This is a genomic window from Streptomyces kronopolitis (assembly GCF_014646275.1).
GTDB classification, from domain to species: Bacteria; Actinomycetota; Actinomycetes; order Streptomycetales; family Streptomycetaceae; genus Streptomyces; species Streptomyces kronopolitis.
On the sequence record NZ_BMND01000057.1, the window covers coordinates 1 to 25129 of the forward strand.

Genomic DNA, 25129 nt, shown 5'->3' on the forward strand with positions numbered 1-25129 from the left:
GGGCGGGGCCGGCGCGGAGCCGCCCCGGCTCGCGGCCGGCCTCGGCGCCCGCCCCGGCGTCCCGGCCGGCGAGGTGCTGGAGCTGCTGGGGGACGCGCTCGCCGCGGTGGGCGGCGGGGCCCGGATCGTCGCGCTGGCGACGGTGGCGGCCAGGGCGGCCGAGCCCGGTCTGCGCGCCGCCGCGCACCGGCTGGGCGTCCCGCTGCTGTCGTTCCCGGCGGCGGAACTGGCGGCCGTACGGGTGCCGGAGCCGTCCGCGGTCGCGGCGGCCGCCGTGGGGACGGCGAGCGTGGCCGAGGCCGCCGCGCTGCTGGCCGCGGGGCCGGGCGCCGAACTCGTCAGCGGCAAGCGGAAGTCGGCGCCGCGGGGCCGGCCGGCCCGGGCGACCTGTGCGCTGGCCGGGCCGGCGGTAACGGACAAGGGCGGACGTACCGCTGAGAGGGAGGGAGCGGCCGAAGCCCCTTCCTGGGCTGCGGATATCGTCATGACCTCGTCCCACCCGCCCCGCCCGGGCAGCAGCCGGCGGACGGCGGTCGTCGGCGGCCCGGCGCCCGACAGCACAACCACCGGCACCAAGGAGACCCAGTGACCACTCCTCCCGCACTGCTCATCGCCGGTCACGGCACCCGAGACGAAAGCAGCACCGAGGCCCTGCGCACCCTGGTGCGGGTGCTCGGCGAGCGCCGGCCCGGAATCCCGGTCGCCGGCGGGTTCTTCGGCGCCGCGCAGGGGCCGCTGCCGCTGGCGGAGGCCGTCGACGGGCTCGTGGCGCGCGGGGTGACCCGGCTCGCGGTGATACCGCTGCTGCTGGCCCCCACCGGGCCGGTACCCGAGGCGCTGTCCGCGGTGCTGGAGCAAGCGGCGCAGCGCCACCCCGGCCTCGCGCACGCCTGCGACGCCCCGCTGGGGCCGCACCCCAAGCTGCTCGACGTGCTGGAGCGGCGGCTGGACGAGGCGCTGGGCGGCGGGGCCCGCAGACCCGAGGACCGGGCGCGCACGACCGTGCTGCTGGTGGGGCGCGGGACCGCCGACGCGCAGGCCAACGCCGAGGTGGTGCGGGCCGCGCGGCTGCTGTGGGAGGGGCGCGGGTTCGCGGCCGTGGAGACCGCGTTCCTGTCCCGGACGGGTCCCGATGTGCCGGCCGGGCTGGACCGGTGCCGGGCGCAGGCCGCCGCGGCGGGCGCCGGTAGCGGCGGCCGGATCGTGGTGCTGCCGTACTTCTTCTTCCCCGGCGCGCTGTTGGAGCGGCTGCGGATGCAGACCGAGGGCTGGGCCGAGGCGCACCCGGGCACCGAGGTGCTCGGCGCGGGGGTGCTCGGCACGCCGGCCGAGCTGACCGAGGTCGTCATGGAGCGCTACCACGCGACGGTGGCGGGCGATCCGCTGCTGAGCGATGCGACCTGCGATTGCCGGACGGCGGCGCGGGACGCCCCGGGTGCCGGGGAGCGGTGACCGTGCCGACGCACACCGGAGCCAGCCCTTTCCCCTCCCTGGCGGCCGCCCCGCCGCCCGAGCCGGACCTGCGCCACCACGGCGACGCCGAAGTGCGGGGCGCGGACGCCGCGCTGACGGATCTGGCGGTCAATGTCCGCACCGGCACTCCCCCGGCCTGGCTCAAGGCCCGGATCGCCGCGTCGCTGGACACCCTCGCCGCGTACCCGGACGGCCGGGCGGCGCGCCGGGCGGTCGCCGCACGGCACGGGCTGCCCGTGGAACGGGTGCTGCTGACGGCCGGGGCCGCGGAGGCGTTCGTCCTGCTCGCCCGGGCGGTGCGGGCCCGCCGGCCGGTCGTGGTGCATCCGCAGTTCACCGAGCCGGAGGCCGCGCTGCGCGATGCCGGGCACGCGGTCGGCCGGTTGCTGCTCGACGCCGGGGACGGCTTCCGGCTGGATCCGGCCGCGGTCCCCGAGGACGCCGATCTGGTCGTCGTCGGCAACCCCACCAACCCCACCTCGGTGCTGCACCCCGCCGGTGTGCTGGCCCGGCTGGCGCGGCCCGGGCGGACGCTGGTGGTGGACGAGGCGTTCATGGACGCGGTGCCCGGCGAGCGGGAGGCGCTGGCCGGCCGCACGGATCTGCCGGGACTGGTGGTGCTGCGCAGCCTCACCAAGACGTGGGGGCTGGCCGGGCTGCGGATCGGCTATGTGCTGGCCGACCCGGACACCGTCGCCGCCCTGGAGCGCGCCCAGCCGCTGTGGCCGGTCTCCAGTCCCGCGCTGGCGGCGGCCGAGGCGTGCTGCACGCCCGGGGCACTCGCGGAGGCGGCCGAGGCGGCCGCGCGGATCGCCGCGGACCGGGACCATCTGCTGGCCCGGCTGGGCGCGTTCGGGCAGCTGCGGACCCTCGCCCCGGCGGCCGGTCCGTTCGTGCTGCTGCGGCTGCCGGGCGCCGACGGGGTGCGGGCCGCGCTGCGCGAGCGCGGCTTCGCGGTCCGCCGCGGCGACACCTTCCCCGGCCTGGGCCCCGACTGGCTGCGGCTGGCGGTGCGGGACCGGGCCACGACGGACCGGTTCGCGGCGGCGCTGGGCGAGGTGCTGGCGTAGCGCGGCCGCGGCAGGGGCGGCAAGTCCCCGCCGGAACCCCGGCGGACCACGCGGCCACCAGGGTTCCGGCGAGGGGTGGGGTGCGCCGTACGGGCCCGTACGGCGCACCCCGGCCGTACCTCACACCGGTGCCCCCACAGCGCCGGCGCGGTGTACGGGTCCGTCAGCCGCGGCCGCCCTGCGGGGCGGCGGCGCGGCGCCGGCGGGCGTAGCCGATCGAGCCGGCCCCGGCCGCGACCAGCAGGGCCGCGCCGCCGGCGAGGTACGGGGTGGCCGAACTGCTGCCGGTCTCCGCGAGGTTGTCGCCGCCGGTCCGGTCCGCGGCCTGGTGCACCTCGGTGCCCCCGCCGGCCGGCTTGCTGCCGCCGCCGGTCTGACCACCGGACTGGCCTCCGCTCTGCCCGCCCGTCTGACCTGCGGTCTGACCGCCCGTCTGGCCGCCCGTCTGGCCGCCCGTCTGACCGCCGCCGGTGCCGCCCGTGCCGCCGTCCCCGGGGGCCTTGCCGCCCGGTGCGGTGCAGCCGGCCCGGACCAGCGTGACCCGGCCGTGCACCTCGGCGACGTTCAGCTGCAGCGGGTTGAGGGAGACCTTCAGCTCCAGCGCGGTGGCCGCGGCGCTCTTGGACGTGACGTGCTTCTGCGACAGGTCGAGGCGCACCTCGCCCACGCCCGGCACCTTGACGTCCGTCGTCCCGCCCGCCGTGAGCGTGACCCTCTTGCCGAGGACGCTGACGGGTCCGAGCACGTTCGACTCGGCGCGGGGCCGCTTCCCCGCCTCGCAGACCGCTTTGGCGGTGACCTGCTGCGCCTCGATCAGGGGCCGCAGCGGGGACAGGCCGGGCACCCGCACCTTGGCGTGCACGAGGTTGGCGTAGCCCTCGGCGCCGTGGCGGTCCGCGGTGCCCCGGGCGGTGGCGACATCGGCGCGCAGCAGGCTGAACGGCCGGCCGTGGTCGAGATGGTCGAGGCGGACGGTGAGCGCGGTCTTGGAGGCGGAGGCCGGGGCGTGGACCTCGTTCAGCACCGCGTTCAGCGGCAGGTCGACCGTCTTGTGGAGCAGCCCGATGTCCAGGCCGGTGCGCAGCACGACCGCGTCGGCGGTGCCGCGGGCCGGGCCGTGGCTTCCGGTGGCATGGGCGGGCACGGCGCCGAGGAGGACGGCGGGGCCGGCCGTGAGCGCGGTGGCAACGAAGGTCGCGGCGAGGCGTCGGGGCATGCCGAAGGAGCGGGCGGGGCTGGTGGACACGTGTGTGGAACCCTCACAGGAGAAATGGAGCCGCCGGCCGCGCCAATGGGGGACATCGCGCGGGCCGGCGACCTCGACCCGCACATCGTGTCCGCACCGGCGGTGAACAGGGAGCCACGCGCAGTCAGTTCACCCTATTAGGTGGTTTCCGCGCCTTTATTCGATTCGCGTGGCACGAGCGCCCGCCCCGCACCAGCCGTCACGGCGCCGGGGACCCGGTCGCGGCGGGGGCCCGGCTCCCGGTGCTCCCCGGGCTCCCCGGGGTCGATGTGCAGCGCCGGGTGTCCGCGGGGCCGCCCGGCGCCCGGCGCAGCCGCACCTCCACGTCCCCGACCGGGAGGCCGTCCGCCGCGCCCGCCGCGTCGGCGGCCGTGCAGACCAGCTGGCGCAGCGCGGTGCGGTCGGTGCCCCATCCGGCGGGCACGAGGACGTCGATGCCACCGCGCCGCTGCCCGGTGACGGTGGGCGCGCGGGCGCCGCGCGGCACGAAGGTGATCAGGCCGCGGGCCCGCTCGGCCTCGTCGGGGCCCTCCCGCAGGCGCTCCAGGGCGAGTTGCGGGGAGTCGGGGGTGCGGGCGAGGCGGGAGACCCGTTCGAGGCCGACGGGCGAGGAGAAGTACACGTGCACGGCGTTCGCGGGGTGGGCCCCCGGGTCGCGCAGGCCCGCGGCCGGGGAGCCGGCCGGCTCCGGCGCGGAGTCGCCGATGCCGCAGCCGCCGAGCAGCGCCAGGGCCGGCGCGAGCAGCGCGAGGAGGACCGCCGGGCGCCGCCTCATGCCGGGTTCCACGGCAGCGTCAGGGTGAACACCGTGCCCCCGCCCGGGGCGTTGGCGGCGGTGAGGGTGCCGCCGTGCAGCCGGGCGTTCTCGGCGGCGATGGCCAGGCCCAGCCCGCTGCCCTCGCTGCGGCTGCGGGCCGCGTCGCCCTTGGTGAAGCGGTCGAAGACGTGCGGCAGCAGCTCCTCGGGGATGCCCGGGCCGCCGTCGGTGACGGTCAGCACCAGCGCGTCCTCGTCGGCCCGGGCCCGCAGCCGCACCGGCACCGAGGAGCCACCGTGCCGCAGGGCGTTGCCGAGGAGGTTGGCCAGGACGACATCGATGCGGCGCGGGTCGAGGCGGGCCCGCAGGCCGTCCGGCACGGAGACCTCGACCCGGTCCTGCCAGTGGCGCAGCGCCAGCGTCTTGCCGGCGAGTTCGCCGACGTCGATCTCGTCGAGGTGCAGCACGGCGGCGCCGGCGTCGAACCGGGAGATCTCCATCAGGTCCTCGACCATGCGGGCCAGATGGCGGGTCTCGTCGGCGACCAGCGTCAGCGCCTCGGCGGTCTCCGGGTCCAGCCGGCCGGAGGCGGCGTCCTCGTCGAGTACCCCGGTCACCGCCGTCATCGCGGCGAGCGGGGTGCGCATCTCGTGCGAGACGTCGGCGGCGAACCGCCGGGCGCCGGCCTCCATGCGCCGCAGCGCGGTGGCGTCGGCCTGCAGGGTCGCGGCCATGGTGTTGAAGGTGCGTCCCAGGTCGGCGAGTTCGTCGTCGCCGGTGACCGCGATGCGGGTGTCGAGCGCGCCGGCGGCCATCTTCTCCGTGGCGGAGCGCAACTGCCGCACGGGGCGCAGCACCCGGCGGGCGGCGAGCAGCGCGGGCACCAGGGAGACGAGCACGACGGGCACGACGCCGGCCCGGGCCGCGGCGACCAGCGAGCTCACGTCGCGCTGCTGGGGGGCGAGCGAGAAGGAGGCGTAGACGACGAGTCCGGAGGGCCGCGCGGGGCGGTCGGCGGTGGCGACGGGCAGCGCGACGGCGAGCCGGGGGTCCCCGTCGCGGTGGAAGCGCTGCACGACGGCTCCGTCGGCCGTGGCCGCGGCGCGGCGCAGCGCGGCGGGCACGGCGGTGGCCCCGGTGGTGGCGGCGACCGGCGGGCCGCCGCGGAGTGCGGCGGCGGTGTGCCAGTTGCGCGCGCCGCCGGCCCGGTCGAGCTGGAGGGTGAGGGCGCGCAGGTCCGCCGTGGTGGGCCGGGCGGGCAGGTCCGGGGCGAGGGAGCCGACCTGGTCGCGCAGGTCGTGCACGGCGCCGTCCTGCGCGCGGTCCAGGATCGCGGTGCGGGCCTGCTGGTAGGTGAGCGCGGCGGTGGTCAGGGCGCTGATCGCGGACACCAGGAGGAAGGCGATGACGAGCCGGGTGCGCAGGCCGCGGGGGATCGGGCGGCGCTTCACAGCGGGCCGAAGCGGTAGCCGAAGCCGCGCACGGTCTGGACGTAGCGCGGGCTGCGCGGGTCGTCCTCGATCTTGGACCGCAGCCGCATCACACAGGCGTCGACCAGGCGGGCGTCGCCGTAGTAGCTGTGCTCCCAGACCTGTTCGAGGAGCTGCTGGCGGCTGAAGGTCTGCCCCGGCGAGGCGGACAGGAACAGCAGCAGCTTGAGTTCCGAGGGCGCCAGCACCAGCTCCCTGCCGTCCTTGCGCACCTGCAACCCGACCCCGTCGATGACGAGGCCGCCGAAGGTCAGGTGCTGCTCGCGGGCCGCCGCCGCGGGCTGTGCGGGGGCCACCCGGCGCAGCACCGCGCGCATCCGGGCCTCGATCAGCTCACCGCTGGCGGGTTTGACGACATAGTCGTCGGCGCCGGCCTCCAGGCCCACGACGACATCGATGTCGTCGCCGCGCGCGGAGAGGATCACCAGGGGCACCTGGCTGGTCTCGCGGATGCGCCGGCAGACCTCCAGGCCGCTCATGCCGGGCAGCATCAGGTCGAGCAGCACGATCTCCGGTGCGAAGGGCCCGAGCGCCTCCAGGCCGTCCTCGCCCGTGCCGACCGCCTCGGTCTCGTGGCCGCGGCGGCGCAGGCCCAGGCTGACGCCGCGGCGCACCGCCGGATCGTCCTCGATCAGCAGGACGCGTGTCATGTGCGTGCCCTCTCCTCTCCTGCGGTCGGCACCTCCGCCCCCGGTGGGGCGGACGGTGGCAAAGCTCTTCGTTCAGGGTGTGCGGCGGCCGCCGGGCCGGGGCATACCGGCGGCCGGCCCGGTCAGCGGCTGTTCACGGGGACGGCCACGCCGGACTCGTCGCAGGTCAGCGCCCAGGAGTCCGCGTCCCCGGAGGGCAGCCCCGATTCATGGACCCGTACGACCACGTCCACCGGCCGCTTCCCGCCCGGGATGCCCGGCGCCGAGGCGGCCGTGCACGCCAGCTGGCTCACCGCGACCGGGTCCAGCTCCGACACCAGCCAGGGCAGATACAGGTCGACCGCGCCGGGCGCGGCCCGGGCCCGTACCCGGTGCGTCCCGGCCGGCAGCGCGGTGACCAGGCCGCGGGCCGACTCGGCCGGGGTGGGACCGGCCAGCAGGGCGTTCAGTGCCGTCTGCGGTCCGGCGCCGGGCGGTGCGGGCCGGGCGACGGGCCAGGTGCCGTGCGCGGCGACGAAGTAGGCCCGCACCACCGCCCCGCCGGCCGTCCGCGCCCCGGCGGCGGGCGCACCGGCGTCCGAGGGCCCGGTGTCCGTGACCCCGCAGCCCGCGAGGGCCACCGACGCGAGCAGCGCGGCGACCGCCGCCGACCACCCCACCCGGCGGCGCGCGGCCCCGCGGTACGCGGTCCGATGGCGCGCGACCCCGCGGCACGCGGCACGCCTTATCCGCATACCGCCCCCTTGGTCTGCTTCTCCCGCATTCGCCCAGTCTCTCCCCGGCGCCCGGCCCGGCGGCCCGCGCCACCGCCTACGGCGACATCAGCCGCTGCACATCCACCGTTCCGGCCCCCGGGTGCGGTCGCGGAATGGCCGCCCACACCCCCGCCGCGACGACGGCCGCGGCGAGGAGCGCCGCCAGCCCCCGGCGCCCGGTGGCCCACCGCGCGCCAAACCGCACCGGGTCCTCCACCAGCAGCTTCGACAGCACCGCCGCCACGAGCGACAGACCGATCGCCAGAACCGCGCGCGCCCAGCCGCCGATGCCGAACACCTTCTGCGGCAGCAGCAGGAACACCGGCCAGTGCCACAGGTAGAGGCTGTACGACAGCTCCCCGAGCCGGCGGGGGACGGCGCTGCCCAGCGCCCGTCCGGTGTGCCCGCCCGGCGCCGCGGCGAGCAGCGCGATGAGGACCGCGGCGGCCAGCGAGTGCGCGAACAGCCCGCCCCGGAAGAGGCCGGGGGCGTTCTGGCCGCCGGTCAGCACCCAGGACGCCGCGAGCCCGCACACCAGCAGCGCGCACACCCCGTCGGCGACCGGTCGCGGGACCCGGTCGGCCGGCCGCCGCACGGGCGCGGTGGCCGCCACGGCGCCGAGCAGCAGGGCGAAGGCCCGGGTGTCGGTGCCTTCGTACGCCCGCGTGGTGTCCACGGTGCCGCCGAGCTGGACCATGAGCCACAGCGACCCGAGGGCGCCCGCGCCGGCCAGCAGGGCGACCCGTCGCGGACCGCCCCGGCCGCGCCCGGCGACGGCGACCACCAGCGGCCACACCAGGTAGAACTGCCACTCGACGCCGATGCTCCACAGGTGGGAGAACAGGCGGGTGTCGGAGGCGTTGAAGTATCCGACCTGTTCGGCGATGAAGTGCCAGTTCACCACCTGTGCGGCGGCCCACGGGGCGTCGTCGAGGGCGAAGCCGAGCAGGGACGGCGGCCCGGCCGCCCAGGCCAGCAGCAGGGCCGCGGTGCCCATGGCGGCCAGCGCCGGCAGCAGCCGCCGCGCCCGCCGCCCCCAGAAGGCCGGCAGGGCGATCCGGCCCCGCCGCTGCACCTCGCCCAGCAGCAGCCCCGTGATCAGGAAGCCCGAGAGGACGAAGAACAGGTCGACGCCGAGGAAGCCGCCGCCCAGGTACCCGGCGTGGAACAGCAGCACGGCGGCGACGGCGAGGCCGCGCAGCCCGTCGAGCGGGGCGAGATGGGCCCGGCCGGGGGCGCGCCCGGGGCGCGGGCGGCGGTGCATGGCGGGGGCGGGAGCGGTGGGCGCGGGAGGGGAGTGAGCCATGGCGGAGTCCTCGGCGGACCGGTGGCCGGTACGGCACCTCGGCGGGTCCACCACGTGGTGAGGGGCGGGAGACGGCGCGCCGGACACCGGCGCGGGGACCCGAGGGGTCAGTCGCACTTGAGGTTCGCGTACCGCTTGTCCCCGGTCCAGGAGCCCTGCGCCCACTTCTGGGGCGCGGCCGGGGTGAAGCCGTTCTGCTTGCCGAGCCGCTCGGTGTACCACTTGGCGAAGGCCGCCGAGCCCTGCTGGCAGGAGTGGACGCCGTCCGGGGAGCGCCGGGCCTGCTTGCCGGTGGGCTCGGTGCCCCACAGCGGCGTGGTGTCGACGAAGTGGACCTTGCCGCCGCTGGCGTCGGCGACCTGCTCGGCCGCCTTCGGCGCGCTCTTGATCGCGCCCTCGTACTTCTTGTAGAAGCTGTCGATCCTGAACGGCGGGGCGGAGACGAGGTCCAGCTCGGCGCCGGCGTCCTGTGCGGTCTTCGCGAGCTTCTCGTACGAGGCGCGCTGCTGCGCGGGGGTGCCCCAGTCGTAGCTGGTGAGCTGGTAGGCGATCACGTCCGGGTGGAAGGAGGCGAGGTTCTTCTTCAGGGTCTTCCACGCGTCCTGGGCCAGCGGGCGGGACATCTTGTCGCCCTCGACGACCGTGCCGCCGCCGTCGGAGGACGCGTCCTTGAAGTGCTGGCCGCTCGCCGTGAGCGCCGCCCCCAGGGGCGGGGCCTCGGCGCCGGCGATGGAGTCACCTATCCACAGCACCTTCTTGCCGGTCTTCTGCTGCCCGGAGGCGTTCTCCGCGGTCCCGCCGCCGGAGCCGCCGCAGCCGGCCAGGGCGGCACCGGCACTCACGGTGACCAGGGCGAGGGCCGCGAGGGCAGCCGGGCGCCGGTGACGGGGAGAGGTGCGCTGAGGTCTGTTCTCGGTGTGCATGTCCCCACCGAACCAGCGGAAACCGCCGGTCAGCGGGGTCGTCATCGGTTGCTCACACGACGGGGATCGGGCCGTCACGCGACCCGGCCCGCCCGCGCTCCGGTGACGGCCCCGCCCGGCCCTAGCCCACGACCTGCCCGCGCAGCACCACCCGGCGGGGCGCTGCCAGTACCCGTACGTCCTCGCGCGGATCGCTCCCGTAGACCACCAGGTCCGCGGAGGCGCCCTCGGTGAGGCCGGGGCGGCCCAGCCAGTCCCTGGCCCCCCAGGTGGTGGCCGAGAGGGCCGCCACGGCGGGCAGACCGGCCCGGGTCAGCTCGGCGACCTCGTCGGCGACCAGGCCGTGGGCGAGCGCGCCGCCGGCGTCCGTGCCGGCGAAGACGGGCACCCCGGCGTCGTAGGCCGCCCGCACGGTGTCGTAGCGGCGCGCGTGCAGGCGCCGCATGTGGGCGGCCCAGCGCGGGAACTTCCCCTCGCCGCCGTCCGCGAGCCGCGGGAAGGTGGCGATGTTGACGAGCGTGGGGACGATGGCGACGCCGCGCTCCGCGAACAGCGGGATGGTGTCCTCGGTGAGCCCGGTGGCGTGCTCGATGCAGTCGATGCCGGCCTCGACGAGCGGGGCGAGGGAGTCCTCCGCGAAGCAGTGGGCGGTGACCCGGGCGCCGAGCCGGTGGGCCTCGGCAATGGCCGCCTCGACCGCGCCCCGGGGCCAGCAGGACTCCAGATCGCCGGTGGAGCGGTCGATCCAGTCGCCGACGAGCTTGACCCAGCCGTCGCCGCGGCGGGCCTCCTGGGCGACGTAGGCGACCAGGTCCTCGGGCTCGATCTCGTGGGCGTAGTTGCGGATGTAGCGCTTGGTGCGGGCGATGTGGCGGCCGGCGCGGATGATCCGCGGCAGGTCCTCGCGGTCGTCGATCCAGCGGGTGTCGGAGGGGGACCCGGCGTCCCGGACCAGCAGGGTGCCCGCGTCACGGTCGGTGAGCGCCTGTTTCTCGCTGGTGGGGTCGTCCACCGGGCCGTGCGCGTCCAGGCCCACATGGCAGTGCGCGTCGACCAGGCCCGGCAGTACCCAGCCCGTCACGGTGGTGGCATCCCGTGCCATGGCCGGCCGGTCGTAGGTGACCCGGCCGCCGACCACCCACAGCTCGTCGCGGACCTCGTCCGGGCCGACCAGGACCCTCCCCTTGAGGTGCAGCACCGCACCTTCACTCATGGACGTCATACCGGCACTTTAGGCGCCGCGGGCCGGTGGGCCGAGGGCGCTGTCCGCACCGGCTTCCGGGACATTCCGGCTGCCGTTTCCCCCGGAAACCGGCAATTTCCCCGGGGCTTCGCTCCCGGGCTCTGCGTGCAGGGTCGGTATACGTTCCGTGGCCGGTTTCCCGAAAAGGTTCCCGCCCGTTCTCCACGGGCCCGGGAACATGATCTCGCGCCGGATCTTCCAGGTCTTGTCACGAAGCCGTCACTCGGGTTTCGATGGGCCTTACGCCGCATCTTCCGGAGGCGAATTCCCAATTCCCTTCACGTACAGCTTCCCGTATTCTTCTGCCCGCTTTTCCGCACCTCAAACGCCATGATTTTGCACGCGGCAAGTACCGTAATTCGGACGCATCTCATCGACGTTACGGAGCTGTGACCGACTACACACCGTGTCTGTTTTGCCCCGAACATCCTGGTCAAATCGTGACATCTTGCGGCGACATCGCGCACCCGGGCGCCCCCGCGCGATAACACATCTTCGCCGCTTCCGTAACCCCTGCTCGCGATGCAATTTCCTTTTTCCCTGGGTAAATTTAATTTCCATGACCGCCGCACAAGCAGACCATGCAGGTGCCCGAAGCGATTTCAGAGAATTTCCGGAGGGCTTCAAGCTCGACACCCCACGAGTGGAGGACGGAGCCGCGATCTGGCGCATCGCCCGCGACTCCAAGGCGCTGGACCTCAACTCCTCCTACAGCTACCTGTTGTGGTGTCGCGACTTCGCCGCCACCTCCGTCGTCGCCCGCGACGCGGAGGGCGAGCCGGCCGGCTTCGTCACCGGATACCTCCGCCCCGAGCGCCCGGAGACGCTCGTCGTCTGGCAGGTAGCCGTCGACGACGCGCACCGCGGCCGGGGCCTGGCGGCCGCACTCCTGGACGGGCTCACCGCCCGTGCCACGGAAGAGCTGGGCGTGCGTTTCGTCGAGACCACCATCACCCCCGACAACGCCGCATCCAACCGGTTGTTCGCGTCCTTCGCCGAGCGGCACTCGGTGCCGATCGAGCGGGAGGTGCTCTTCGACGCAGGGCTGTTCCCCGAGCAGGGCCACGAGCCGGAGGTGCTGCACCTCATCGGCCCGTTCCCGCCACCGGCCCGCTCAGGGCGCTGACGAACCCCAGGACCGCTCGGCCCCGCGCCGCGCGGCCCGTGCGGGATCCGGCACCACACCCCCACGACACCTGCCGGCAACCGCGCCCAGCCCCACAGACTTCCCATCCTTTTCGCCACTCATCTCCCAGGAGCATGCTGTGACCATCACCCAGCCCGATCTGAGCGTCTTCGAGACCGTGGAGTCGGAGGTCCGCAGCTACTGCCGTAGCTGGCCCACCGTCTTCGACCGTGCGCAGGGCAGCCGCATGACCGACGAGGACGGCCACACCTACCTCGACTTCTTCGCCGGCGCCGGCTCGCTGAACTACGGCCACAACAACCCCGTACTCAAACGCGCCCTGATCGACTACATCGAGCGGGACGGGGTCACCCACGGCCTGGACATGTCCACCACGGCCAAGCGGGCGTTCCTGGAGTCCTTCCAGAACATCATCCTGCGGCCGCGCGACCTGCCCTACAAGGTCATGTTCCCGGGCCCGACGGGCGCGAACTCCGTCGAGGCCGCGCTGAAACTGGCCCGCAAGGTCAAGGGCCGCGAGTCGATCGTGTCCTTCACCAACGCCTTCCACGGCATGTCGCTGGGCGCCCTCGCCGTCACCGGTAACTCCATGAAGCGGGCCGGCGCCGGTATCCCGCTGGTGCACGGCACCCCGATGCCGTTCGACAACTACCTCGACGGCACGTACCCGGACTTCCTGTGGTTCGAGCGGCTGCTGGAGGACCAGGGCTCCGGCCTGAACACCCCCGCCGCCGTGATCGTCGAGACGGTCCAGGGCGAGGGCGGCATCAACGTCGCCCGTCCCGAGTGGCTGCGCGCCCTCGCCGACCTGTGTGAGCGCTGGGACATGCTGCTCATCGTCGACGACATCCAGATGGGCTGCGGCCGTACGGGTGCCTTCTTCTCCTTCGAGGAGGCGGGCATCGTGCCGGACATCGTCACCGTCTCGAAGTCCATCAGCGGCTATGGCCTGCCGCTCGCGCTCACCCTGTTCAAGCCCGAGCTGGACATCTGGGAGCCCGGCGAGCACAACGGCACCTTCCGCGGCAACAACCCGGCCTTCGTCACCGCCGCCGCGACGCTGGACACCTACTGGGCCGACGGCCAGATGGAGAAGCAGACTCTCGCCCGCGGTGAGATCGTCGAAGCACACCTGAAGGCGATAGCCGAGGAGCACCCGGAGGCCATCGCCGAGTACCGCGGCCGCGGTCTTGTGTGGGGCATGGAGCTCAACGACAAGCCCGTCGCCGACAAGATTGCCAAGCGCGCCTTCGAGCTGGGTCTGCTCATCGAGACCTCCGGCCCGGAGAGCGAGGTCGTCAAGCTGCTCCCGGCCCTGACGACCACCCCCGAGGAGCTGGACGAGGGTCTGCGCATCCTCGCCCGCGCGGTCCGCGACTGCGCCTGATCGGCCCAACGGCCCCAGAGATCCTTACCGTTCCACAGAAAGGCACCGAGCACCGTGATCGTCCGATCCTTCAAGGACATCGAAGGCACCGACCGCCACGTCAAGGCCAAGTCCGGCACGTGGGAGAGCAAGCGCATCGTGCTCGCCAAGGAGCGCGTCGGCTTCTCCCTGCACGAGACCACCCTGTACGCCGGTACGGAGACGTCGATGTGGTACGCGAACCACATCGAGGCCGTACTGTGCGTAGAGGGTGAGGCCGAGCTCACGAACGACGAGACCGGCGAGAAGCACACCATCACCCCGGGCACGATGTACCTGCTCGACGGCCACGAGAAGCACACCATGCGGATCAAGAAGGACTTCCGCTGCGTCTGCGTCTTCAACCCGCCGGTCACCGGCCGTGAGGACCACGACGAGAACGGCGTCTACCCGCTGCTGACCGAGCCCGACCCCGAGCCCGAGACGGTCTAGGCGTCACACCCCCGCCTGCCCCGTCCGGCAGCTGAGGAAGGCCTGCACGACGTAAGCCAGAGCCCGTACGAGAGGAGAGGAAGGCAACACCATGACCACCGCACCCGAGCGCACCGCCGACCTGTACCCGACCCGTGGGACCGCAGAGGTCATCACCCCGCGGAAGGACCCGGTGGTGTGGTCGCAGCCCGGAGCGGCCGGCCCGTTCGCGCCGTCCGAGCTGAGCGACTTCGAACGCGACGGCTTTTTCGCCATCGGGGAACTGCTCACGGCGGAAGAAGTCGCGGTGTACCGCGCCGAACTGGACCGTCTCGTCCTCGACCCGACGATGCGCGCGGACCCGCGCTCCATCGTCGAGCCGAAGTCGCAGGACGTGCGGACCGTGTTCGAGGTGCACAAGATCAGCGAGGTGTTCGCCAAGCTGGTCTCCGACCCGCGTGTGGTCGGTCGCGCCCGGCAGATCCTCGGCTCGGACGTCTACGTCCACCAGTCGCGGATCAATGTGAAGCCGGGCTTCGGTGCCACCGGCTTCTACTGGCACTCGGACTTCGAGACCTGGCACGCCGAGGACGGTCTGCCGCACATGCGCACCGTGTCGGTCTCGATCGCGCTGACGGAGAACTACGACACCAACGGCGGCTTGATGATCATGCCCGGCTCGCACCAGCACTTCGTGGGCTGTGAGGGCGCGACGCCGAAGGACAACTACAAGCGGTCGCTGCAGATGCAGGACGCGGGCATCCCGTCGGACGAGGTGCTGACGAAGATGGCGGACAAGCACAGCATCCGCCTCTTCACGGGCAAGGCAGGCTCGGCGACGTGGTTCGACTGCAACGCCATGCACGGCTCGGGTGACAACATCACGCCGTACCCGCGCAGCAATGTCTTCATCGTCTTCAACAGCGTGGAGAACGCTGCGGTGGAGCCGTTCGCGGCGCCGGTCCGGCGCCCGGAGTACATCGGGGCCCGTGACTTCACCCCGGTGAGGTAGGCACGGTGGCACCGGTGGCGCGGCCGCCGCACAGCAGGGTCTGTGCGGCGGCCGCGCCGTGTGTGCGGTGCGGTGCGGCCGCTCAGCCCTCCAGCGCCGGGTAGTCGAGGTATCCGGAGTCGTCGCCGCCGTAGAAGCTCTCCCGGACGGGGGTGTTGAACGGGCCGCCGCGCGCCAGGCGGCGGGGCAGGTCGGGGTTGGCGAGGAACAGCGCGCCGAAGGCGAGGAGGTCGGCCTCGCCCCGCTCGACGAGCGGCAGCTCCTCGGGGCCGGTGGGCCGGCCGACGGTCGCCGGGTTGAGCAGGAACGTCCCGCCGAAGCGGGTGCGCAGCCGGCCCAGCAGCTCCGTGTCGGGCACGTCGCAGGTGTGCAGGTAGGCCAGGCCCAGCGGGGCGATGGCGTCGACCAGCGCGGTGTACGTGGCCTCTGGCGCCGGCTCGTGGATGTCGTTGAAGGTGTTGCCGGGCGAGAGGCGCAGGCCGGTGCGGTGCGCGCCGACGGCGGCGGCGACGGCCTGCACGACCTCGACGGCGAACCGTGCGCGGGCCGCGTCGGAGCCGCCCCACTCGTCGGTGCGCAGGTTGGCGTTGGGTGCCAGGAACTGGTGGACCAGATAGCCGTTGGCGCCGTGGATCTCCACCCCGTCGAACCCGGCCGCCATCGCGTTGCGGGCGGCGTCCGCGAACCCGGCGATGGTCTCGGCGATCTCCTCGCCGGTCAGCTCGCGCGGGGTGACGAAGGCCTTGAGGCCCTCGTGGGTGAAGCCCTGGCCGGCCGCGGCGACCGCGGAGGGCGCCACCGGCAGCTGTCCGCCGGCCAGCAGCACCGGGTGGCCGATGCGGCCGCCGTGCCACAGCTGGGCGAAGATCCGGCCGCCCGCGGCGTGCACCGAGTCGGTCACCTCGCGCCAGCCGTCGACCTGCGCGGGGGTGTGCAGGCCGGGGGTCAGCGGGTAGCCGCGGCCGATGGGCGCGGTCTGCGCGGCCTCGGTGATGATGAGGCCGGCGGAGGCCCGCTGGGTGTAGTAGCGGACCATGGACGGGGTGGGGACGCCGTCGGCGGTGGCGCGGTTGCGGGTCATCGGCGCCATGACGATGCGGTTGGCGAGCGGGATGCCCGCGAGGTCCACGGGGTCGAATGCGGTGGTCACTGAGGGCCTTTCAACTACTGCTCGGAACAGGTCCGTTGCCCATTACATCAGTATCGGCGTCCGAGCCCGCGGCCGGCGGTCCCGGCCCTCGCCGGCCCCGTCCCCCGCTCACTGGTGCCGGACCGGCGGGCAGTAGCCGGTCTTCTCGCCGATGCTGTTGATCTCGACGTTCGGCCGTGCGTCGCCCGCGTAGTTGATCTGGTCGGTGCAGCTCGTCCCCGGCTTCTTGGGGGTGCCCGCGGGCTTGTCGCCCTTCTGCGGCGCCGGGCAGTGGCCGGTCTGCTCGCCGATGCTGTTGATCTCGGCGTTGGACCGCGGGTCGCCGGCGTAGTTGAGCTTGTTGGTGCAGCTCGTCCCGGACTTCCCTGCGGTGCCCGTCGGCGCCTGCTTGCCGGCGTTCCCGGAGGTCTTGGCCCCGGAGGAGGACGAGTTGCCGGCCTGCGCGGAGGAGGCGGAGTGGTCGGCCCGGGCGGAGGAGGCGGGTGCGGAGGCGTCGTTGCCGCCGCCCTGGCAGGCGGTGAGCCCGAGCGCGGCGACGGTGATCACCATGGCGGCTGCGGCCTTGCGGGCGTGGCGGAGGGCGGTGTGCGACATGTTCTTCCCATTCTGTTCCGGTGCTGCGGGGCGCGGCGGAACAAGACTGTCGGCAGCCGCTGTTGATCCACCGCCGTCCGGCTAACGCCCCGCTAACGCCCGGGCCGGGGGCCCAGCAGGGACAGCAACCGCTCCACGTCGTCCGTCGAGTTGTAGAGGTGGAAGGACGCGCGGAGCAGTCCGCCGCGCACCGCGATCCGCACCCCCGCCTCGGTCAGCCGGTGTTCGGCGTCCGTGAGCCCCGGCGTGGAGACGATCGCCGAGCCCGGCGCGGGCACCGGCGCCAGGCCGCGCTCGGCCAGCCCGGCGCGGTAGTGGGCGGCGAGCGCGGTGTTGTGCGCGTGGACGGCGTCCACGCCCAGTTCCTCGATGAGGGCGAGGGACCGCTCGGCACCGACGTAGGAGTAGTGGGCGTGCGGCTCGTCGAAGCGCCGGGCGGTGGCGGCCGGCCGGATCGGGCCGTAGTTGGACGCGCCGGGGTCCTCGCCGGCGACCCAGCCCGCGTGCGGCGCGGCCGGCCACGGTGTGCCCGCGCCGAGCTCCCCGCCGAAGGCCATGAAGGTCGTGCCGCGCGGGCACAGCAGCCACTTGAAGGCACCGGCGACGACGAAGTCGAAGTCCGCGGCGGGCAGCGGCAGCCAGCCGGCGGCCTGGGTGGCGTCGAGGTAGGTGCGTGCCCCGTGGGCCCGCGCGGCATCGCGGATCGCCGCCAGGTCGGCGATCCGGCCGTCCACGGACTGCACGGCGCTGAAGGCGACCAGCGCGGTGCCGGGGCGCACGGCGTCGGCGAGCGCCTCCAGCGGCGCGGTGCGCAGCGTGATGTCCGGGCGGGCGGCGAAGGGATTGACCAGGGAGCTGAAGTCGCCCTCGGGCACCAGCACTTCGGCGCCCGCCGGGAGCGAGCCGGCGACGAACCCGGACTGCACCGCGACCGAGCTGCCGACCGCGACCCGCTCGGCGGGCACGCCCACCAGCCGGGCGAAGGCGGCCCGGGAGGCGGTGGCGGCTCCGAAGTAGTCGCGGCCCATGGTGCCGTAGGAGGCCGATTCGTCGAGGGCCGCACGCAGCGCGGCGGCGCTGCGCGCCGGCAGGAGCCCACTGGAAGCGGAGTTCAGGAAGGTCGTCTCGGGCGCGAATTCCGCCCCGCCGAGTGGCGCACGTCGCTGCATGCCCCCACTGTGCTCGGCGACACCCGCCCCGTCCATGACCCGGGGCCCGTATCCCGCCACGGGGCCTTCCGGGGCGGGGGCACGGGGTGCGGTCCCGGGGCGGGCCGCCCCCGGTCACTCCCCCGGCACCGCGCAGCCGTCCTCCCCGCACACCGCACCGGCACCAGCACCAGCACCAGCACCAGCACCCGTACCGCCGTCGGCGGCGACCGGGCCCGGCCCGCCGCCGTCCGCGTACGCCCGCTCCAGGGCCTGCCGGAAGACCTCGGCGGGCTGGCCGCCGGAGATGCCGTAGCGGCGGTCGATGACGAAGAACGGCACGCCCGTGGCGCCCAGCTCGGCCGCCTCGCGCTCCTCGGCGCGCACCTGTGGCGCATACGCCTCGGGGTCGGCCAGCACCCGTGCGACCTCGTCGGCGGGCAGGCCCGCGCCGACCGCGATCTCGCCGCGCACCGCCGGGTCCCCGAGCGCCCGGGCCTCGGCGAAGTTGGCGCGGTAGAGGGCGTCGAGCAGGGCGTCCTCTACGCCGTGCGCCCTGGCCAGGTGCAGCAGCCGGTGCAGGTCGAAGGTGTTGCCGTGGATCCGGTCGGAGCGGTAGTCCAGCCCCTCCGCGGCCGCTGCCCCGGCCACCCGGGCCTCCATCTCCTCGGCCTGCGCGCGGCTCACGCCGTACTTCGCGGCGAGCATGTCCAGCACCGGAAGGTCACCGCCGGCCGGCGCCTTCGGGTCCAGCTCGAAGGACCGGTGCACCACCTCGACGTCGGCACGGTGCGCGAACCCGGCGAGCCCGGCCTCAAAACGGGCCTTGCCGATGTAGCACCAGGGGCAGGCGATGTCGGACCAGATTTCCACGCGCATGGGACGGCTGACTTTCCTCGTGACGGATGTGCGTGGGGAAAACCATCCGTGGCACGCCCCTATTCCGCGGGTAGCGTCCGGGTATGACCTCGCCACAGGGCTCGCCACAGGGACATCTCGGCTTCTGGGAGACGACCGGGTCGGCCAAGACCTTCACCCACCCCCTCGATCCGGCGCTGCTGGAGGAGTACGTGCCGTACGGCGCGCGGGTGCTGGACTACGGCTGCGGTTACGGGCGGCTGACCGCCGAGCTGGCCGGGCGGGGCTACCGGTCGGTGCGCGGGGTGGACGTGTCGGCGGCGCTGATCGCCCGGGGGCGGCGGGAGCATCCGGAGCTGGATCTGCTGCGGTGGGGCGGGTTTCCGCTGCCGTTCGAGGACGGGGCGTTCGACGCGGCGCTGCTGTTCGCGGTGCTCACCTGCGTGCCCGGGGACGCGGACCAGAAGGCGATCGCCGGGGAGCTGGGGCGGCTGGTGCGGCCCGGTGGGGTGCTGTATCTGAGCGATGTGCCGTTGCAGGACGACGCGCTCAACCAAGAGCGCTATCGCCGCTACGCGGAGCGGCACGGGACGTACGGGGTGTTCGAGACGCCCGACGGCGGGGTGTTCCGCCACCATCCGCCGGAGCTGCTGCGGGAGACGGTGCGGGCGGCGGGCTTCTCGCTGCTGGCGGAGCGGCGGGGGTCGGTGGCCACCCTGGACGGGCGGACGGCCGAGCGGCTCCAGCTCGTCGCCCGCAAGGAGCCCGGGGCGGCCGACGCCCCCTAGACGCCCGGTGCCCGGCCGTCGACCCGGCGCGGGAGGCCGAGCGGGTTGTCCTCGCGCAGTTCGGGCGGCAGCAGGGCGGGCGGGGTGTCCTGGTAGGCGACGGGGCGCAGCCAGCGTTCGACGGCGGTGCCGCCGACGGAGCTGGCGGTGGAGGTGGTGGCCGGGTAGGGGCCGCCGTGGTGCTGGGCGGGGGCGACCGCGACCCCGGTCGGCCAGCCGTTGACGACCACCCGGCCGGCGAGCGGGGTGACCGCGGCCAGCAGCCGGGCGCCGCGCCCCGTGCCGTCGGTGCCGGCGCTCTCCGCGTCGCCCAGCTGGAGCGTGGCGGAGAGGTTGCCGGGGAGCCGGGCGAGGACGGCGGCGATCTCGGCCTCGTCGGTGTAGCGGGCGACGACGGTGACCGGGCCGAAGCACTCCTCCAGGAGGAGGTCGTGCGGCCCCTCGGTGGTGAGGTGGGCGGCGGGGACGGTGAGGAAGCCGGCGCTGACGGTGTGCTCGCCGCCGGCGCCCGGGGTCACCGGGGCCTCGACGTCCGCGAGCCCGGCGCGGCTGCCGATCCCGTCGAGGAACGCCTGGCGCATCCGGTGGTCGAGCAGCACCCCGGCCTCGCTGTTGCTGACCGCGGCGGTCAGCGCGGTCACCAGCCGCTCGCCCGCCGGCCCGGCGGGCACCAGGACCAGGCCGGGCTTGACGCAGAACTGGCCGACGCCGAGCGTCATCGATCCGGCGAGTCCGGCGCCGAGCTGCTCGGCGCGCTCCCCGGCCGCGGCCTCGGTGATCACCACCGGGTTGAGGCTGCCGAGTTCGCCGTGGAAGGGGATCGGGTGCTGACGGGCGGCGGCCGCGTCGTACAGGGCCCGGCCGCCGCGGACCGAGCCGGTGAAGCCGGCCGCGGCGATCAGCGGGTGGCGCACCAGGTCGATACCGGCCTGGAAGCCGTGCACCAGGTGCAGCACGCCCTCGGGCAGTCCGGCCTCGGCGGCGGCGCGGCGCAGCAGCGCGGCGCACAGCTCGGAGGTGGCCGGGTGGTCCGGGTGGGCCTTGACGACGACGGGGCAGCCGGCCGCCAGGGCGCTGGCGGTGTCGCCGCCCGGCACCGAGAAGGCGAGCGGGAAGTTGCTGGCCGAGTAGACGGCGACCGGGCCCAGCGGGATCTTGTAGCGGCGCAGGTCGGGCCGGGGCGGGGCGAGCGCGGGATCGGCGTGGTCGATCCGTACGTCGAGGAACGCGCCCTCCTGCACGAGGTCGGCGAAGGCCCGCAACTGGTAGGTGGTGCGGGCGAGTTCGCCGGTGAGCCGGCCGGGACCGAGCGCGGTCTCGGCGTCGGCGGCCTCGATGACCGCCTCGCCCGCGTCGTCGAGCAGCTCCGCGGCGCGGCGCAGCAGGGCGGTGCGCACCGCGCGGTCGGCGAGCGCGGCGCGGGCGGTGTGCGCCGCCCGGACGACGGTGTCCACCTCGTCGGCCGTGGCCTCCACCGCCACCTGCTCGCGCTGCTTCCCGGTACGGGGATCGACACTCCAGACCGGAGCTGCTGCTGCCACCGTGCATTCCTCCCGGGCGATGCCGTGCCGAGTCGTACGCGACGTTCCGCTGCCGCTCAGCCCTCCGGACCGTGTTCGCTATGCTGAACAGCGTCCCGGATCATGAACAACTGGGACTCTATGGCGGTCGGAACAGGGGGGTCAAGGGGCGATGTCAGCTGCCGATAACGGTGGATCGCAGGTCAAATCCGCCGTGCGGACGGTGGAGTTGCTCGAATACTTCGCGGGGCGCCCCGGACTGCACAGCCTGACGACCGTCCAGGAAGCCGTCGGCTATCCGAAGTCCAGCCTCTTCATGCTGCTGCGCACCCTCGTCGACCTGGGCTGGATCGAGACCGACGCGACCGGCACCCGCTACGGCATCGGCGTCCGCGCGCTGCTGGTCGGCACGTCCTGCGTCGACGGCGACGAGGTGGTGGCCGCGGCCCGCCCGGCGCTGGACCGGCTCGCCGAGGACACCGCCGAGACCCTCCACCTCGCCCGCCTCGACGGCACCCACGTCGTCACTCTGGCCACCCGCCCCTCACCGCACCATCTGCGCCCCTTCACCCGCGTCGGCCGGCGGCTGCCCGCGCACTCCACCGCGCTGGGCAAGGCGCTGCTCGCCACGCACACCGACGACCAGGTGCGGTCGTTGCTGCCGCCGGTCCTGGCCCGGCTGACCGAGCACACCCGCACCGACCGCGAGGAGCTGATCGCCGAGCTGCACACGGTGCGCGCGCAGGGCTACGCGGCCGACCGCGAGGAGAACACCCTGGGCCTGCGCTGCTTCGGCGTCGCCCTCCCCCACCGCTCACCGGCCCGCGACGCCCTCAGCTGCTCGGTCCCGGTGGCCCGGCTGACCCCGGCCCACGAACAGCTGATCAGGGACGCCCTGTGCGCCGCCCGCGACCGCCTGACACCGGTCCCCCGGCAGCGGTGAGCGGCCCGGACCGGCGTCGGCGCCGGGTGTCCCTCCCCCGTGCGGCGGAGGCGGATCGTCGCCGGGGCCGAGGCGCACGGCGCGCGGCGGCGGCAGACTGACGGCCATGAGCCTTCCGACCGTCCGGGGCGCCGTGCGGCGCATGCGGGGCCCTGCCGTGCGGAGGACCGGGCGGCGCTGGGTCCATCTGGTGCTGGGCGGCGCGCTGTTGATGCCGTTCTTCCTGCTGGTCTCCGTTTTTCTGCCGCCGTTCGCCGAGGACCGGGGCCCGCTGGGCTCCGCCGGCCGGCAGTTCACCGACCTCGGCTGTGCGCTGCCGCTGGCCGCCCTGGCAGCCCTGCTCTTCCCGCTGGTGCGGCCGCTGGAGGTGCACGCCGTCCGGTCGCTGTGCGGGGTGCGCGCGGAGCTGCTGGCCGAGGGACCGGCGCTCTCCTGGGCGGCCCGGCGGCGCACCGCGCTGTGGTTCGTGGCGCATCTGCTGGCCGGCGTGGTCGTCAGCGGGATGTCGCTGGCCGCGCCGCCGGCCGCCGCGCTGCTGCTCGTGCTGCCGTTCTCGCCCTCCTTGCAGCACAGCGAACGGGGCTGGCCGGAAGCCTTCCACGGGGTGCTGGGCCCGCTCATGGGGCTGGCGCTGCTGTCCCTGGTGGCCGGCACCACGTGGCTGGCCGGGATGCTGCTGGCCCGCGCGGCCCCGGTGCTGCTGGGGCCCACGCCCGCCGACCGGCTGGCCGCCGCGGAGCACCGGGCGGCCGACCTGGCGTCCCGCAACCGGCTGGCCCGCGAGCTGCACGACGCGGTCGGACACGCCCTGAGCGCGGTCACCCTCCAGGCCGGCGCGGCCCGCCGCGTCCTGGACTCGGACCCGGAGTTCGCCCGGCGGGCGCTGACCGCCATCGAGGAGACCTCACGCACGGCGGTCGCCGAACTGGACGCCGTCCTGGGCCTGCTGCGCGAGGAGGACGGCGACGACCCGGCCGCGCCCGCGCCCACCCTGAGCAGCCTGGAGGCGCTGCTCGGCCGGACCCGGGCGGGCGGCGTCCCCGTCGAGGCGGCGGTCGAGGAGCGGTGCACGGGGCTGCCGCCGGTGGTCTCGCGGGAGGCCTACCGGATCGTGCAGGAGGGGCTCAGCAACGCCCTGCGGCACGCCGGGCCGGTACCGGTCCAGCTGTCCGTGGGGGTGGCGGACGCGCAGGTGACGATACGGATGGCGAACCCGCTGCCCGGGGCGCCCCCGGCGGCGTCCGGCCGCGCGGGACCCACGGCCCGTGCGGGCGGCGGCCGCGGCCTGCGGGGCATCGCCGAGCGCGCCCGGCTGCTCGGCGGCAGGGCGAGCGCCGCCGCCGAGGACGGCGTGTGGCGCCTGACGGTCCGGCTGCCGCTGACGGACACCGGACCGGGGACACACGCATGAGGAGCCGGCCGACGGACGGCCGGGAACAGGGGGACAGGGCATGACCACCGTGCGGAACGAGGGACGGCCGGCCGGTGACGGGGAGGCGCCCCGCCCGCTGCGCATCGTCCTCGCCGATGACGAGCAGCTGGTCCGCGGCGCGCTGCGGGCGATCCTGGGCGCCGAGGACGGCATGGAGGTGGTGGGCGAGGCGGCGACCGGCGCCGAGGCGGTGCCGCTGATCCGGGAACTGCGCCCGGACCTCGTGCTGATGGATGTCCGGATGCCGGAGACCGACGGGATCCGGGCGACCGAGCAGGTGCTCGCCTCGATGTCCGCACCGCCGCGCATCATCGTGGTGACGACCTTCGAGAACGACGCCAGCGTCTACGCGGCCCTGCGGGCCGGTGCCAGCGGCTTCCTCCTCAAGCGCTCCGGCGCCGAGGAACTGGTCCAGGCCGTACGGCTGGTGGCGCGCAGCGACTCGCTGCTGTTCCCGGCGGCGGTGCGCCGGCTGGCCGCCCGGCACACCGGGGAGCGGGCCGCGGACGAGCCGGCGCTGCCGGACCGGCTGTCCGGGCGGGAGCGTGCGGTGCTGCGGCTGATGACCGGGGGCCTGACGAACGCGGAGATCGCCGAGCGGCTGGGGGTGGGACCGGCCACGGTCAAGACCCATGTGGCGGGCGTGCTGGCCAAGCTCGGGGTGCGGGATCGGACGCAGGCGGTGATCGCCGCCTACGAGCGCGGATTCGTCCGGCCGGGGTGAGGACGGCCGGGTGAGCCCACCGGGCGCCCCTCCCCCCGCACCTGACCTGCGCACGTGCCCCCCGCCACGTCGCGGAACCCCTGCCGCCCGGGTGGCGTCCTGATCTGTGTACCGACCCCTCCGTGCAGGAACGAGGAACGCATCATGGGCATCGTCAGCTGGCTCGTACTCGGGCTGATCGCAGGCATCATCGCCAAGGTCCTGCTGCCGGGGCGGGACCCGGGCGGGATCATCGGGACGACCCTGATCGGGATCGTGGGCTCCTTCCTCGGCGGCTGGCTCTCCACGAAGTTCCTGCACCGCCCGATACCCAAGGACTTCGGCGAACCCTCCATGTGGATCGCCTCGGTCGCCGGCGCCCTGGTCCTGCTGATCGCCTACCGGCTGCTGTTCGGCAACTCCCGCGCCCGCCGGTGACCGCGGGCGGACTGCCGGCGGCAGGTAATGGAACCGCAAAGGCGGGCCGATCGTTGAGCCCGGCATGACCGCTATGACTCCTGGCTCGAACCTCCCGCTCAGCGCCGCGCGGGTGGCGGTGGACGTCACCGCCCCCGTGCGGCTGGACGTGTCGGGCCTGCTGCTGGCCGCCGACGGCAAGGTCCGCTCCGACGACGACTTCGTGTTCTACAACCAGCCCTCCGCGCCGGGCGTGACGCACTCCGCGGCGGCCGGCGGCGGCGACACCGTCACGGTCGACACCGCCGCGGTGCCCGAGGGCGTCGAGAAGATCGTCGTGACCGCGAGCCTGGACACCCCCGGCGCCACCTTCGCCGGCACCGAGCCCACCGGCACGGTCCGCGACGCCGACAACGGCAGCGTCCTGGCCTCCTTCACCCCGCCGCGGCTGGGCACCGAGACCGCGCTGGTGCTCGTCGAGATCTACCGCCGGGGCGGCGGGTGGAAGGTCCGCGCGGTCGGCCAGGGCTATGCCGACGGCCTGGCGGGGATCGCCACCGACTTCGGCGTCAGCGTCGAGGAGCCGGCCGCGCCCGCCGCCGCCCCGCAGGCGCCGCCCGCTCCCCCGGCCCCCGCCGCCGGGTGGGGCCCGCCCACCGGCGCCCCG

General features: G+C 74.8%; 26 protein-coding genes. 13 read left to right on the forward strand and 13 right to left on the reverse strand.

Annotated elements, in window-relative coordinates; all coding sequences use genetic code 11:
* The 3 genes from IEY78_RS31995 to cobC form a co-directional block, all read left to right on the forward strand.
* Window positions 1-589 (forward strand): cobalamin biosynthesis protein (locus IEY78_RS31995; protein ID WP_229700301.1); only part of this gene is annotated, 589 nt, incomplete at its 5' end.
* Window positions 586-1452, forward strand: a complete 867-nt coding sequence (locus tag IEY78_RS32000) for a sirohydrochlorin chelatase (RefSeq protein WP_189104327.1) — start codon at window positions 586-588, stop codon at window positions 1450-1452. The genes IEY78_RS31995 and IEY78_RS32000, both read left to right, overlap by 4 nt.
* 2 nt (window positions 1453-1454) lie before the next feature.
* A complete protein-coding gene (gene cobC, locus IEY78_RS32005; RefSeq protein WP_373294289.1) occupies window positions 1455-2543 on the forward strand; it encodes an Rv2231c family histidinol phosphate aminotransferase CobC in 1089 nt (362 codons plus the stop codon).
* A 163-nt stretch (window positions 2544-2706) separates the two neighbouring features.
* On the opposite strand, the gene IEY78_RS32010 is transcribed toward cobC, so the two are convergent.
* The 8 genes from IEY78_RS32010 to IEY78_RS32045 all read right to left on the reverse strand — a co-directional run bounded on the left by IEY78_RS32010 (window position 2707) and on the right by IEY78_RS32045 (window position 10883).
* A complete protein-coding gene (locus tag IEY78_RS32010; RefSeq protein ID WP_229700304.1) occupies window positions 2707-3759 on the reverse strand; it encodes an SCO1860 family LAETG-anchored protein in 1053 nt (350 codons plus the stop codon).
* 229 nt (window positions 3760-3988) lie between these two features.
* On the reverse strand, window positions 3989-4564 hold the full coding sequence (locus tag IEY78_RS32015; RefSeq protein WP_189104329.1) for a GerMN domain-containing protein: 576 nt from the start codon (window positions 4562-4564) through the stop codon (window positions 3989-3991).
* The gene (locus tag IEY78_RS32020) at window positions 4561-5997 is read right to left on the reverse strand and encodes an ATP-binding protein (RefSeq protein ID WP_189104330.1); all 1437 of its coding nucleotides are present in this window, start codon (window positions 5995-5997) and stop codon (window positions 4561-4563) included. The genes IEY78_RS32015 and IEY78_RS32020 overlap by 4 nt, the downstream gene beginning before the upstream one ends.
* Window positions 5994-6686 carry a winged helix-turn-helix domain-containing protein gene (locus tag IEY78_RS32025; protein ID WP_189104332.1) on the reverse strand — a complete coding sequence of 231 codons (693 nt, stop codon included), beginning with the start codon at window positions 6684-6686 and terminating at the stop codon, window positions 5994-5996. Before IEY78_RS32025 ends, IEY78_RS32020 begins: the two co-directional genes overlap by 4 nt.
* A 122-nt stretch (window positions 6687-6808) precedes the next feature.
* A complete protein-coding gene (locus IEY78_RS32030) occupies window positions 6809-7420 on the reverse strand; it encodes a GerMN domain-containing protein (protein ID WP_229700302.1) in 612 nt (203 codons plus the stop codon).
* 76 nt (window positions 7421-7496) lie between these two features.
* Entirely contained in the window at window positions 7497-8747 is a 1251-nt protein-coding gene (locus tag IEY78_RS32035; protein WP_373294290.1) for an acyltransferase family protein, read from the reverse strand.
* Between the two features lie 107 nt (window positions 8748-8854).
* The gene (locus IEY78_RS32040; protein WP_229700303.1) at window positions 8855-9715 is read right to left on the reverse strand and encodes an SGNH/GDSL hydrolase family protein; all 861 of its coding nucleotides are present in this window, start codon (window positions 9713-9715) and stop codon (window positions 8855-8857) included.
* A gap of 76 nt (window positions 9716-9791) precedes the next feature.
* Window positions 9792-10883, reverse strand: a complete 1092-nt coding sequence (locus IEY78_RS32045; RefSeq protein WP_189104363.1) for an amidohydrolase family protein — start codon at window positions 10881-10883, stop codon at window positions 9792-9794.
* A gap of 589 nt (window positions 10884-11472) precedes the next feature.
* On the opposite strand from IEY78_RS32045, the gene ectA reads away from it, so the two are divergent.
* The 4 genes from ectA (at window position 11473) to thpD (ending at window position 14909) form a co-directional block, all read left to right on the forward strand.
* Window positions 11473-12039 carry a diaminobutyrate acetyltransferase gene (gene ectA, locus IEY78_RS32050; RefSeq protein ID WP_189104334.1) on the forward strand — a complete coding sequence of 189 codons (567 nt, stop codon included), beginning with the start codon at window positions 11473-11475 and terminating at the stop codon, window positions 12037-12039.
* A gap of 139 nt (window positions 12040-12178) precedes the next feature.
* Window positions 12179-13447, forward strand: coding sequence for a diaminobutyrate--2-oxoglutarate transaminase (gene ectB, locus IEY78_RS32055; RefSeq protein WP_189104336.1), 1269 nt, complete (start codon window positions 12179-12181; stop codon window positions 13445-13447).
* Between the two features lie 54 nt (window positions 13448-13501).
* Complete coding sequence (locus tag IEY78_RS32060; protein ID WP_189104338.1) at window positions 13502-13918, forward strand: ectoine synthase; 417 nt, start codon at window positions 13502-13504, stop codon at window positions 13916-13918.
* A 91-nt stretch (window positions 13919-14009) separates the two neighbouring features.
* Window positions 14010-14909, forward strand: a complete 900-nt coding sequence (gene thpD / locus IEY78_RS32065; RefSeq protein WP_189104340.1) for an ectoine hydroxylase — start codon at window positions 14010-14012, stop codon at window positions 14907-14909.
* Window positions 14910-14991: 82 nt separating this feature from the next.
* Here thpD and IEY78_RS32070 read toward each other — a convergent pair whose 3' ends face one another.
* The 4 genes from IEY78_RS32070 to IEY78_RS32085 all read right to left on the reverse strand — a co-directional run bounded on the left by IEY78_RS32070 (window position 14992) and on the right by IEY78_RS32085 (window position 18680).
* Complete coding sequence (locus IEY78_RS32070) at window positions 14992-16059, reverse strand: alkene reductase (protein ID WP_189104342.1); 1068 nt, start codon at window positions 16057-16059, stop codon at window positions 14992-14994.
* Window positions 16060-16167: 108 nt separating this feature from the next.
* On the reverse strand, window positions 16168-16653 hold the full coding sequence (locus tag IEY78_RS32075; protein ID WP_189104344.1) for a hypothetical protein: 486 nt from the start codon (window positions 16651-16653) through the stop codon (window positions 16168-16170).
* Between the two features lie 92 nt (window positions 16654-16745).
* Window positions 16746-17822, reverse strand: a complete 1077-nt coding sequence (locus IEY78_RS32080; RefSeq protein WP_189104346.1) for an aminotransferase class V-fold PLP-dependent enzyme — start codon at window positions 17820-17822, stop codon at window positions 16746-16748.
* Window positions 17823-17936: 114 nt separating this feature from the next.
* Entirely contained in the window at window positions 17937-18680 is a 744-nt protein-coding gene (locus tag IEY78_RS32085; protein WP_189104348.1) for a DsbA family oxidoreductase, read from the reverse strand.
* Between the two features lie 83 nt (window positions 18681-18763).
* Here IEY78_RS32085 and IEY78_RS32090 point away from each other — a divergent pair, with 83 nt between their 5' ends.
* Window positions 18764-19447, forward strand: a complete 684-nt coding sequence (locus IEY78_RS32090; RefSeq protein ID WP_189104350.1) for a class I SAM-dependent methyltransferase — start codon at window positions 18764-18766, stop codon at window positions 19445-19447.
* Here the strand turns inward: IEY78_RS32090 and IEY78_RS32095 are convergent.
* Entirely contained in the window at window positions 19444-20988 is a 1545-nt protein-coding gene (locus IEY78_RS32095) for an aldehyde dehydrogenase (NADP(+)) (RefSeq protein ID WP_189104352.1), read from the reverse strand. The two genes, IEY78_RS32090 and IEY78_RS32095, sit on opposite strands and share 4 nt — an antisense overlap.
* Window positions 20989-21139: 151 nt before the next feature.
* On the opposite strand from IEY78_RS32095, the gene IEY78_RS32100 reads away from it, so the two are divergent.
* The 5 genes from IEY78_RS32100 to IEY78_RS32120 all read left to right on the forward strand — a co-directional run.
* Window positions 21140-21910, forward strand: coding sequence for an IclR family transcriptional regulator (locus IEY78_RS32100; RefSeq protein WP_189104354.1), 771 nt, complete (start codon window positions 21140-21142; stop codon window positions 21908-21910).
* Window positions 21911-22052: 142 nt separating this feature from the next.
* A complete protein-coding gene (locus IEY78_RS32105; protein ID WP_189104365.1) occupies window positions 22053-23321 on the forward strand; it encodes a sensor histidine kinase in 1269 nt (422 codons plus the stop codon).
* Between the two features lie 40 nt (window positions 23322-23361).
* Window positions 23362-24066: a response regulator transcription factor gene (locus IEY78_RS32110; RefSeq protein WP_189104355.1), complete on the forward strand. Its 705-nt coding sequence runs from the start codon at window positions 23362-23364 to the stop codon at window positions 24064-24066.
* 144 nt (window positions 24067-24210) lie between these two features.
* Entirely contained in the window at window positions 24211-24483 is a 273-nt protein-coding gene (locus tag IEY78_RS32115; protein ID WP_189104357.1) for a GlsB/YeaQ/YmgE family stress response membrane protein, read from the forward strand.
* A 73-nt stretch (window positions 24484-24556) separates the two neighbouring features.
* On the forward strand, window positions 24557-25129 hold a 573-nt coding region (locus IEY78_RS32120), incomplete at its 3' end, for a TerD family protein (protein WP_189104367.1).

Bases quoted from the DNA above. Each gene is read 5' to 3' on its own strand.
- IEY78_RS32010 (WP_229700304.1), bottom strand. From the start codon at position 3,759: ATGCCCCGACGCCTCGCCGCGACCTTCGTTGCCACCGCGCTCACGGCC.
- IEY78_RS32015 (WP_189104329.1), bottom strand. From the start codon at position 4,564: ATGAGGCGGCGCCCGGCGGTCCTCCTCGCGCTGCTCGCGCCGGCCCTG.
- IEY78_RS32025 (WP_189104332.1), bottom strand. From the start codon at position 6,686: ATGACACGCGTCCTGCTGATCGAGGACGATCCGGCGGTGCGCCGCGGC.
- IEY78_RS32030 (WP_229700302.1), bottom strand. From the start codon at position 7,420: ATGCGGATAAGGCGTGCCGCGTGCCGCGGGGTCGCGCGCCATCGGACC.
- IEY78_RS32035 (WP_373294290.1), bottom strand. From the start codon at position 8,747: ATGGCTCACTCCCCTCCCGCGCCCACCGCTCCCGCCCCCGCCATGCAC.
- IEY78_RS32040 (WP_229700303.1), bottom strand. From the start codon at position 9,715: ATGACGACCCCGCTGACCGGCGGTTTCCGCTGGTTCGGTGGGGACATG.
- IEY78_RS32045 (WP_189104363.1), bottom strand. From the start codon at position 10,883: ATGAGTGAAGGTGCGGTGCTGCACCTCAAGGGGAGGGTCCTGGTCGGC.
- ectA (WP_189104334.1), top strand. From the start codon at position 11,473: ATGACCGCCGCACAAGCAGACCATGCAGGTGCCCGAAGCGATTTCAGA.
- thpD (WP_189104340.1), top strand. From the start codon at position 14,010: ATGACCACCGCACCCGAGCGCACCGCCGACCTGTACCCGACCCGTGGG.
- IEY78_RS32075 (WP_189104344.1), bottom strand. From the start codon at position 16,653: ATGTCGCACACCGCCCTCCGCCACGCCCGCAAGGCCGCAGCCGCCATG.
- IEY78_RS32080 (WP_189104346.1), bottom strand. From the start codon at position 17,822: ATGCAGCGACGTGCGCCACTCGGCGGGGCGGAATTCGCGCCCGAGACG.
- IEY78_RS32085 (WP_189104348.1), bottom strand. From the start codon at position 18,680: ATGCGCGTGGAAATCTGGTCCGACATCGCCTGCCCCTGGTGCTACATC.
- IEY78_RS32090 (WP_189104350.1), top strand. From the start codon at position 18,764: ATGACCTCGCCACAGGGCTCGCCACAGGGACATCTCGGCTTCTGGGAG.
- IEY78_RS32100 (WP_189104354.1), top strand. From the start codon at position 21,140: ATGTCAGCTGCCGATAACGGTGGATCGCAGGTCAAATCCGCCGTGCGG.
- IEY78_RS32105 (WP_189104365.1), top strand. From the start codon at position 22,053: ATGCGGGGCCCTGCCGTGCGGAGGACCGGGCGGCGCTGGGTCCATCTG.
- IEY78_RS32110 (WP_189104355.1), top strand. From the start codon at position 23,362: ATGACCACCGTGCGGAACGAGGGACGGCCGGCCGGTGACGGGGAGGCG.
- IEY78_RS32115 (WP_189104357.1), top strand. From the start codon at position 24,211: ATGGGCATCGTCAGCTGGCTCGTACTCGGGCTGATCGCAGGCATCATC.